This window comes from Phenylobacterium sp., from assembly GCF_028290885.1.
Taxonomy (GTDB): Bacteria; Pseudomonadota; Alphaproteobacteria; order Caulobacterales; family Caulobacteraceae; genus Phenylobacterium.
Map to the genome: position 1 here is coordinate 1 of NZ_JAQGIZ010000012.1, position 9,010 is coordinate 9,010.

General features: G+C 68.9%; 9 protein-coding genes and 1 riboswitch. Of the genes, 5 read left to right on the forward strand and 4 right to left on the reverse strand.

The window, feature by feature from the left end; genetic code table 11:
* Nucleotides 1-911, forward strand: a 911-nt coding sequence (locus JWP28_RS00895; protein WP_299538926.1) for an ABC transporter substrate-binding protein, incomplete at its 5' end; no start/stop codon positions are given.
* A gap of 22 nt (nt 912-933) precedes the next feature.
* On the opposite strand, the gene JWP28_RS00900 is transcribed toward JWP28_RS00895, so the two are convergent.
* Nucleotides 934-1,245 carry a glycine zipper 2TM domain-containing protein gene (locus tag JWP28_RS00900; protein WP_299538928.1) on the reverse strand — a complete coding sequence of 104 codons (312 nt, stop codon included), beginning with the start codon at nt 1,243-1,245 and terminating at the stop codon, nt 934-936.
* A gap of 177 nt (nt 1,246-1,422) precedes the next feature.
* On the opposite strand from JWP28_RS00900, the gene JWP28_RS00905 reads away from it, so the two are divergent.
* A complete protein-coding gene (locus JWP28_RS00905; protein WP_299538930.1) occupies nt 1,423-1,680 on the forward strand; it encodes a GlsB/YeaQ/YmgE family stress response membrane protein in 258 nt (85 codons plus the stop codon).
* A gap of 69 nt (nt 1,681-1,749) precedes the next feature.
* Here the strand turns inward: JWP28_RS00905 and JWP28_RS00910 are convergent, their stop codons facing one another.
* The 3 genes from JWP28_RS00910 to JWP28_RS00920 form a co-directional block, all read right to left on the reverse strand.
* A complete protein-coding gene (locus JWP28_RS00910; RefSeq protein WP_299538932.1) occupies nt 1,750-3,018 on the reverse strand; it encodes an MFS transporter in 1,269 nt (422 codons plus the stop codon).
* Nucleotides 3,019-3,355: 337 nt separating this feature from the next.
* Nucleotides 3,356-3,970: a M23 family metallopeptidase gene (locus tag JWP28_RS00915; RefSeq protein WP_299538934.1), complete on the reverse strand. Its 615-nt coding sequence runs from the start codon at nt 3,968-3,970 to the stop codon at nt 3,356-3,358.
* Between the two features lie 238 nt (nt 3,971-4,208).
* Complete coding sequence (locus JWP28_RS00920; RefSeq protein ID WP_299538936.1) at nt 4,209-4,787, reverse strand: TMEM175 family protein; 579 nt, start codon at nt 4,785-4,787, stop codon at nt 4,209-4,211.
* A 136-nt stretch (nt 4,788-4,923) separates the two neighbouring features.
* A riboswitch (cobalamin riboswitch) is annotated at nt 4,924-5,149 on the forward strand.
* A gap of 190 nt (nt 5,150-5,339) precedes the next feature.
* On the opposite strand from JWP28_RS00920, the gene JWP28_RS00925 reads away from it, so the two are divergent.
* The 3 genes from JWP28_RS00925 to JWP28_RS00935 form a co-directional block, all read left to right on the forward strand.
* Nucleotides 5,340-7,304, forward strand: coding sequence for a TonB-dependent receptor (locus JWP28_RS00925; RefSeq protein WP_299538938.1), 1,965 nt, complete (start codon nt 5,340-5,342; stop codon nt 7,302-7,304).
* Nucleotides 7,305-7,306: 2 nt separating this feature from the next.
* A complete protein-coding gene (locus tag JWP28_RS00930) occupies nt 7,307-8,173 on the forward strand; it encodes an ABC transporter substrate-binding protein (RefSeq protein WP_299538940.1) in 867 nt (288 codons plus the stop codon).
* A partial coding sequence (locus JWP28_RS00935; protein ID WP_299538942.1) for an iron ABC transporter permease occupies nt 8,170-9,010 on the forward strand: 841 nt, incomplete at its 3' end. The genes JWP28_RS00930 and JWP28_RS00935, both read left to right, overlap by 4 nt.

Here is a 9,010-nt window from a genome sequence, read left to right on the forward strand (position 1 = left end):
CCCACGTGTGCATCGACCGGATCAACTACTATCCGACCGCCGATGCGGTCTCCGCCGAGCGGCGGGTGCAGCGCGGCGAACTCGACCTCAACACCACCTTCCAGTCGAACCGGCTGCAGCACATCAAAGACGTGATGCCGGGCTACGCACGGCCCCATCTCACGCTTGCCACCTACTACCTGTCGTTCAACACCCGCGACGTGAAGCCCTTGCAGGACCCGCGCATCCGCCGCGCACTGTCGGAGTCCATCGATCGCGAGTTCATCACCCAGAAGCTGCAGCGCGCCGGGCAGCTGCCGGCCTACAGCTTCGTGCCGCCGGGGGTCGCCAACTACGCCTATGGACCGCGGTTCGCCTGGGCGCGGAGATCCTTTCCCCAGCGTCAGCTCGAGGCGAAGGCGCTGTTGGCTCAGGCCGGGTACGGACCCCGCCATCCGCTGAAGCTGGAGATAAAGGCTCCCAATTCCACCGAGACCCTGCTGCTGGTTGAGGCCATCCAGGCAGATTGGCGGTCGATCGGCGTCGACGCCTCGATCGTGCAGAACGAGGGCCAGATCGCGTTCGCCGCCTATCGCGACCGCGATTTCCAGGTTGGCGCCATGAGTTGGTACGCCGACTTCAACGACCCGATGACCTTCCTCGGCCTGCTGAAATCGGACACCGGCGCGCAGAACTACGGCGACTACAAGAATCCCGCCTACGACGCCCTGTTGGCGCAGGCCGACCAGGAGCCGGACGCGGCGCGCCGGGCGCAGATCCTGGCCCGCGCCGAACAGATCATGCTCGACGACGAGGGCGCGGCCCCCATCGCGTTCACGGTCAGCCGCAGCCTGGTGAATCCGAAGGTGACCGGCTGGGCGGATAATTCATTGAACGTCCACCGCGCCCGCTGGCTCTGCGTCAGGCGCTAGTCGGAGGGTTTGAGCGCCTGGCCTAGCGGTATTCGTAGTGGCAGCGGCGGCGGTCGCCGTTGTGCTTGGCGATCTGGTGGCCGGCGACCGCGCCGACGCCCGCGCCGATGATCGTGCCGCCGGTCTTGCCGCCGCCGTGCGACAGGGCGTTGCCCAGAAGGCCGCCGGTGACGGCCCCAACGACGGTGCCGGTGTTGCGCGCGCCGCGCGAGCTCTCGTTGTTGCAAACCCAGACCTTGTGGCGGTGCTGGGCTTGGGCGGCGGTGGGGACAGCGGTGGCCACGGCCAGGGCCGAACAGACCAGGGCCGCCGTAGCGAGAAGCTTGTTACGCAAGAGATATCTCCATCGAGATGAGGCCGACACGCTCGGAACTAAACCCCTCACCAAGGCGAAGGTTGCGCCGTCCGCGCTGCAAGTTCCGACCGCGAGCCGCCGCGGAACCGAAAGCCCCTTGTGAACCTTGTTAACGCATCCGCCGGAGGAGAGCGCCGGCTATCTGGAGACACGCCTATGTCAATTCTCGCCTGGATCGTCCTGGGCCTCATCGCCGGCTTCATCGCCAGCAAGCTCGTGAACAGGACCGGCAGCGGCATCGTGATGGATCTGCTGCTGGGCGTCGTCGGCGCCTTCGTCGGCGGCTTCCTGTTCACCCGCTTCGGCGCCGCCGGTGTCACCGGCCTCAACCTCTATTCCATCCTCGTCGCCACCCTGGGCGCCGTGGTCGTGCTGTTCGTCTACCACCTGCTGGTGGGCCGCCGCGCCCTGTAGCGGCGATCGTCCGGCCTCGCGCCGGAGCTGAACAAAGGAAGCCCCGTTCATGCCGAGCGGGGCTTCTTGCTATCTTAGGATCCGAGCTTCGGCGCCCGCTGCCGGCCAGGTCAGCGGGGCGATCTTGCCGACCATCGCGGTCCAGCAGAAGACGCCGGCGAGCGCCACCGCGCCGGCCACTGCGAAGGCCCAGGTGAACTCGCCCGTCCGGTCGACGACGGCGCCGGTGACGATCGGCGCGACGATGCCGGCCAGGTTGCCGATGCAGTTCTGGAACCCGATCCACTTGCCCGCGCCGCGCGGCCCCGCCAGCGTCTGGCCGATGGCGTAGAGGCAGGGGCTGTTGAAGCCGAATGAGACGCCCGCCAGGAACAGGCTGCCGACCGCCACCGGGGCGTTTCCCAGCATGCAGCCCAGCATGGCGCTCGCCGTGAGCACATGGCCGGCGATGATGATGGACTTGCGCACGAGGGTCACCGAGCCGCCCGCCGCCAGCCATCGGTCCGACAGCCAGCCGGTGACGATCGAGCTCGCCGCATAGACCAGGTAGATCAGGCCTCCGAGCTCGGCCATCTGGGAGACGGTGAAGCCGCGCGTCTTCACCAGGTAGAGCGGGAGCCAGGAGATCACGAAATAGAAGGCGTAGTTGTTGCAGAAGTGGCCGAGCCCCGCCCCCCAGGCCTCCCGTCGGGCCAGGATCTGGCTGAACGGCGGGGCGGCGTCGACCTTCGGCGCGTCGTCGGCGCGGGAGAGGTTGCGGGTCATGGCGAGCCACGGCCACAGCCACAAGAGCGAAACCAGGCCGAACAGCAGGAACACTGGCCGCCAGCCCAAGCGGGCCATCAGCAGGCCGCCGGCGAAGGTGCCGAAGGCGGGCCCCAGCGACAGGCCGAGCGCGATCATGCCGTTGGCGACCCCCAGCCGATGCTGCGGCAGGTGCTGGGCGATCAGCTTCGACGAGCACGGGAAGGCGACGCTCTCGCCGAGGCCCAGCAAGAGGCGAAGCAGAATCAGCATGGCGAAGCCGCCGGCGAGGCCAGTGAGGGCCGTCGACACGGACCACAGCGCCAGGCCGAGTGCATAGGTGCGGTAGGGATTGATCTTCTCGCACAGCCAGCCGGCCAGGATCTGCGCCGGCACATAGGTCCAGAAGAACGCCGAAAGCAGCAGGCCGAACCGGCTGGCGCTGAGATGCAGCTCATCCTTCATCAGCGGCGCGGCGGTCGCCAGATTGCCGCGGTCGACGTAGTTGATGAAGATCGCCAGCGCCAGCAGGACGACGACACCGCCGCCGAACGTGACGGGCGCGGGCGCCGCCTTGATCTCTATCGCCGCCACGTCCATCCCCCCGGACCGCGGCCGTCGCCTGACCCAGGCCCGCCGCCGGGTCACTGAACGATGTTAGAAGGCGCCTGGCAAGCCGGGCGGAAACCTAGGACGGATCGACATTCAGGCCGGTGCTTGAGGTGTCCTCCTCCCCTTGTGGGAGGAGGTGGCCCGCGGAGCGGGTCGGAGGTGGGGTCTCCCAGATCCCTCGGCGCTGCCGGAAGCTTCGTGTCGTGCAGAGAGGTGAGCGCGACCCCACCTCCGTCAGCCGTCCGGCTGAAACCTCCTCTCACAAGGGGAGGAGGAAGGCTGAGCCACGGCCTCGCCTCAGAATCAATGTCGAGCCGTCCTAGTCCGCGGCCATCCGGTCGGTCTCGGTGCGGGCCACGATCAAGGTCTCGGCGTCGAGCTTACGGCCCCGGCGGTCGGCGATCTCCAGATGGATATGGTCGGTGATGCCCAGGGGATAGCGTTGCTGCAGGCTGTGGGCCTGGCCGATGGGGTGGCCGACCGCGACCGTGTCGCCGACCTGCACCTTGGGGTCCACGTAGAGCACCCGCGCCGTCAGGTGCAGCGCGGGATTGTCGATCTCGACGTAGCGGAGGCTGGTGTCGTCCGGATAGGCGTAGCCGATCTTGGCGATGTAGCCGGAGATCGGCGCCTCGACCGTCTGGCCGGGCGTGGCCACGTAGTCGACGCCCTCGTGCTCACGCTCGCCGCCGTCACGCGAGGCGTGGAAGCGGCCTTCGCCATAGGCGTCGATCTGCCGCGGCGCCTGGCCGGTGGGATTGGCGATGTCGGCCTGGCCGTCGCCGTCCAGGTCGGCGCCCTCCCAGACCAGCCGTTCGCGCACCACGAAATGCGCCGGCGGCGGGCCGGAGGTGAACGCAGCCCCGGAGACGGCGAAGTGGCGGTTGATCTCTTCGGCGTGCGCCGCGGCCTCGGCAAGGCCAAGCGAGATCACCGCCGCGCCGAGCGCTGCGGTCAGAACAGTTGAGTTTCTTTTCGGAACCCGCCCCCTGCGGCAAAGTCCATCGAACCCGGCTTGTGAGAAACGTTTGACGCCCATGCGGGGCCCCATAGGCGAAAATCGCGGCAAGTTCATGCGATATATTGGCGTGAACAAGGCAACGGCCAAGCTTGTCCGATCTGATGCTTGCAGGAGCTCAACCATTCGGACGGCGGCTCCGGCCAGGACCCGCTCAACCCGCCTTCAATGTCCGCTCCACCCGCCGGTCCGGGATGAACCAGATCATGGCGACGAGGACGTAAAGCGCCAGCGAGACAACCGGCTGGACGAACGCAAGACCGATGGCCAGCGCATACATGACCAGCGACACCTTACCCTTGATGTCGCGCCCCATCGCCCGGGCCAGGGCGGAGTCGGCCCCTTCGTGGCGGATCATCAGGGTCATGAGCAGGGTGTAGCCGATCGCGTTCATGATCAGCACGACGCCATAGACCGCCACCGGGCCCGTCGAGGGCCGGTTCTCGCCCATCCAGGCCGTGGCGAAGGGCACCATGGAAAGCCAGAACAGCAGGTGCAGGTTGGCCCACAGGATCGGCCCGGTCACCGTTCGCGCCAACTGCAGCATGTGATGGTGGTTGTTCCAGTAGATGCCGACGTAGATGAAGCTCAGCACGTAACTCAGGAACACCGGCAGCAGCGGCTGGATAGCGACGAGCGAGGTCCCGTGCGGGGGCCTCAGCTCCAGCACCATGATGGTGATGATGATCGCCACCACCCCGTCGCTGAACGCCGCGAGCCGCTCCTTGCCCATGGAATGTCCCCCCGCGCCGCCCCTGAAGCGCCGAGCCCAGCTTAGGACGGCGCCGCAGCGGACGCCTACCCGCAACCTGCCGCCTTGTCCGCGCCGGCATAGCCAAGGTATGAAGGGGCGCCCGCCTCACTTGCGGGTGGATACCAAGCGCGCCGATGCCTTCGGGCTTAAACGGGAACGCAGGACGGAGACCTATCCCTCCCGATCTGCGGCTGTCCCTGCAACTGTGAGCGGTGAGCGCATACGCATCGGCGGGAGGCCCTAAGCCCCTCGCCAGCCACTGGACCCAAGGGTCCGGGAAGGTCCGCGTGTGACGCTATGACCCGCGAGCCAGGAAACCGGTCGGTGCGTGTCGCTCGAGCTTTCGGATCAGTGGAATCCGGGGCGCGGAACTCCGTCTGAGCGACGAGCAGAAGCGGTGGAGAGCCGTTTCGACCGGTCCGGTGTGGCGTGCTTCCGCGTCCTCGCCGCCGGGCCGTCGGCCTATGGGTTCTAAAGCCCTCAAGGAGGCTCTCCGCTTGTCGTTCAGACGCAAGCAAACGGGGGGCTTTGATGCCCGGATACCTTCTCAGCGCCAGCATCCTGGCGCTCGCCGCCGCAACACCCTTGACGGCTTTCGCCGCCGACGACCCTGCCCCAGCCACGACCGTGCAGGACCTGGTGGTCACCGCCACCCGCGCGCCCGGCGGCATCGAGGCCGACGAGATCGGCGGCTCGCTCACCCTGATCACGCCGGAGCAGATGGAGGAGCGCCAGATCCGCATCGTCTCCGACGTGCTGCGCGACGTGCCCGGCGTCGCGGTCAGTCGCACCGGCGCGGTCGGCAACTTCACCCAGGTCCGGGTGCGCGGGACGGAGAGCAACCATGTGCTGACCCTGATCGACGGGATCAAGGCGTCGGACCCGTTCTTCGGCGAGTTCGACTACGCGACGCTGCTGGCCGACGAGGTGTCGCGGGTTGAGGTGTTGCGGGGCCAGCAGAGCGCGCTCTACGGCTCCGACGCCATCGGCGGGGTGATCAACTACATCACCCCCACTGGCGCCCAGGCGCCGGGCATCCGGGTGCGCGCCGAAGGCGGCTCGATGAACACCGTGGGCGGCGCCGTCCGGCTGGGCGGCGTGCAGGGCGGCTTGGACTACGTGATCAGCGCCGGCTACCAGTCGACGGACGGCTATCCCGTGGCCACGGTCGGCACGCGGGATATCGGCTCGATATTGAAGTCGCTGGCGGTCAAGCTCGCCTACCCCGTCGGCGACCACCTGCGGCTGCGCGGCGTCTACCGGCGCACCGAGACCGACGCCGACGTCAACGGCCAGGACTTCGGCACGACCGGCTTCGTGCTGGACAGTCCCGGCAGCTCGATGAAGGCGGTGAGCACCTACGGCTTCGCCGCCGCCGACTTCAGCTTCCTGGACGACCGCTGGCTCACCAGCCTGCAGGTGCAGGGCGTCGACGCCACGCGCGACAACATCGACAACTTCGTCCGCGACGGCGGCGACAAGGGCAAGCGGCTCAAGGAGAGCCTCACCACCAGCTACAAGCTGACCAGCGGCGGGCTGACCCACACCTTCACCCTGGCCTACGACCACGAGCGGGAAAGCTACGAGAACACCAACCCGCCCGGCGCCTTCAACGCCGACACCACGCGGCGCTCGGTGAACAACGACGGCTATGTGGGCGAATACGACCTGGCGATCGGCAACGTGGCGGGCGTGCGCGGCGCGGTGCGCTATGACCGCAACGACTTCTTCCAGGACGCCACGACCTACCGGATCGAGGGCTTCTATCGGATCAACGGCATGGTCCGGCTGCGCGCCGCGGCGGGCTCGGGGATCAAGGGGCCGAGCCAGACGGAACTGTTCGGCTTCAACGCTGGCGCCTTCCCGTTCGTCGGCAACCCCAACCTGAAGCCCGAGCGCTCGGAGGGCTGGGAGGCCGGCGCCGACCTCTCGCTGATCGAGGGCCGGGTGCGGCTGGGCGCGACCTGGTTCGACTCCACCCTGCACGACGAGATCTTCAGCATCTTCGGCGCGCCGGTGGCGCTCTGCACGGTTGCGGGCCGGCCCGCCCCCTTCAGCTGCAGCACGACGGGCAACGAGCCGACCAAGTCCACCCAGAAGGGCCTGGAGCTGTTCGGCGACGCTCAGCTCTCCGACGCCTTCAGCCTGAACGCGGCCTACACCTACCTCGACGCCAAGCAGAACGGGGTCGAGGAAGTCCGCCGGCCGAAGAACATGGCCAGCGCCAACCTCACCTGGCATGCCCCGGGCGACCGGGGCAGCGTGACGCTCACCGCCCGCTACAATGGCGAGATGACCGACGAGGAGTTCAAGAATTTCAGCACCGTGACGCTGAAGGCCTTCACCCTGGTGAACCTCGCCGGGTCATACAACCTCACCGACCACGTCGAGCTCTTCGCCCGCGTCGAGAACCTGCTCGATGAGCGCTACTTCGAGGTGGTCAACTTCCGCACCCCCGGACGGGCCGCCTATGGCGGCGTGCGCCTGAGGTTCTGACGATGAAGCGCCCGCTCCGCTCCGCAGCCCTGGGCCTTGCCGCCGCCATCTTCGGCGCCGGCGAGCCGGCGGCGACGGCGGCGGAGCGTCCGGCGCCTAGGCGGATCATGTCGCTCAACCTGTGCACCGACCTGCTGCTGCTGCAGATCGCCCCGAAGGCCAGGATCGCCTCGGTCACCTTCCTGGCCCGGGACGGGGCGCGCGCCCTGTTCCCAGGCCTGGAGGCGGGAATCCCGGTCAACCACGGCTCGGCCGAGGACGTCGTCCAGGTGAAGCCGGACCTGATCCTCGACAGCGGCCTGGGCGCGCCGCTCACCCGCAGCATGGCCCGGCGCGTGGGCGCCCGGGTGGTCGAGGTGAAGAACGCCGAGAGCTTCGAAGACATCCGCCAGATCGTCCGCCAGGTGGGCGAGGCGGTCGGCGAGCCCGCGCGCGCCACCGCCCTGATCCGGCGGATGGACGCTACGCTTGCGACGCTCGCCGCGCATCCGCCGAAGCGGCGGCTGCGGGTGGTCGCCTGGAGCGGCGGCTCGGCGGTGCCCGGCAAGGGCAGCCTGACCGACGCCATCATCACTGCCGCAGGCGCAGTGAACATCGCCGCCCAGCCGGGCGCCGGCGAATCGACCTTCGGCGTCGAGCAGCTGCTGGCCGCCAGCCCCGACGCCCTCCTGTTCGGCGGCGCGACGCTCGGCCAGCCCTCGCTGCTCAACGACGAGGGCCAGCACCGCGTCGTGCGCCGGCTCTACGCCGGGCGGCGGATCGCCTACAACGACGTCGCCCACACATGCGGCCTGCCGCAGTCCGCCGACTCGGCCCGCGACCTGCGCCGGGCGCTGGAGGCCCTGCCCGCGCGGAGACCGGTCCATTGAGACGCAGCCTTCCGCCCTATGTTCTGCCCTCGCTGGCGCTCGCGGCGCTGCTGCTGGCCGCAGCCGGGTCGCTGCTGCTCGGACGGGTGAACCTCAGCCCAGGGGAGCTCGTGGGCGGGCTCCTGTCGCCCAACGCCAATCTCGCGGGCCTGGTGGTGACGGAGCTGCGCCTGCCGCGAGCGGTCCTGGCGATCCTGGTGGGGGCCTCGCTGGGCCTATCCGGCGCCGTCCTGCAGGGCCTGCTGCGCAATCCGCTGGCCGAGCCCGGCCTGCTGGGCGTGTCGAACGGGGCGGCGCTGGGGGCAGTGATCTCGATCTACTTCGGCCTGTCGCACGCCTTCAGCCTGGCGACGCCGCTGCTGGGCCTGGTGGGGGCCATGGGCGCCGGCGCCCTGACCTTCGCCTTCGGAGGGCGCAGCACGCTGACCCTGATCCTGGCCGGGGCGGCGGTCTCCAGCCTAATGAGCGCCTTCCTGGCCATGGCGCTCAACTTCGCCCCCAGCCCCTACGCCGCCTACGAGATGAGCGTCTGGATGCTGGGCTCGCTTTCGGAACGCAGCTGGGACCATGTGCTGCTCGCCGCGCCGTTCATCGCCGTGGGCCTGGCGATCCTGGCCACCATGGGCCGCGCCGTCGACGCCCTGACCCTCGGCGACGTCCAGGCGCGGAGCCTGGGCATCGACCTGGACCGAACCCGCGTCCTGGCGCTGCTGGGCGTGGGCCTGGCGGTCGGCGCGGCGACCTCGGTGACCGGATCGGTCAGCTTCATCGGCCTGGTCGCCCCGCACCTGGTGCGGCCGTTCGTCGGCCACCAGCCGAGCCGCACCCTGCTGCCCT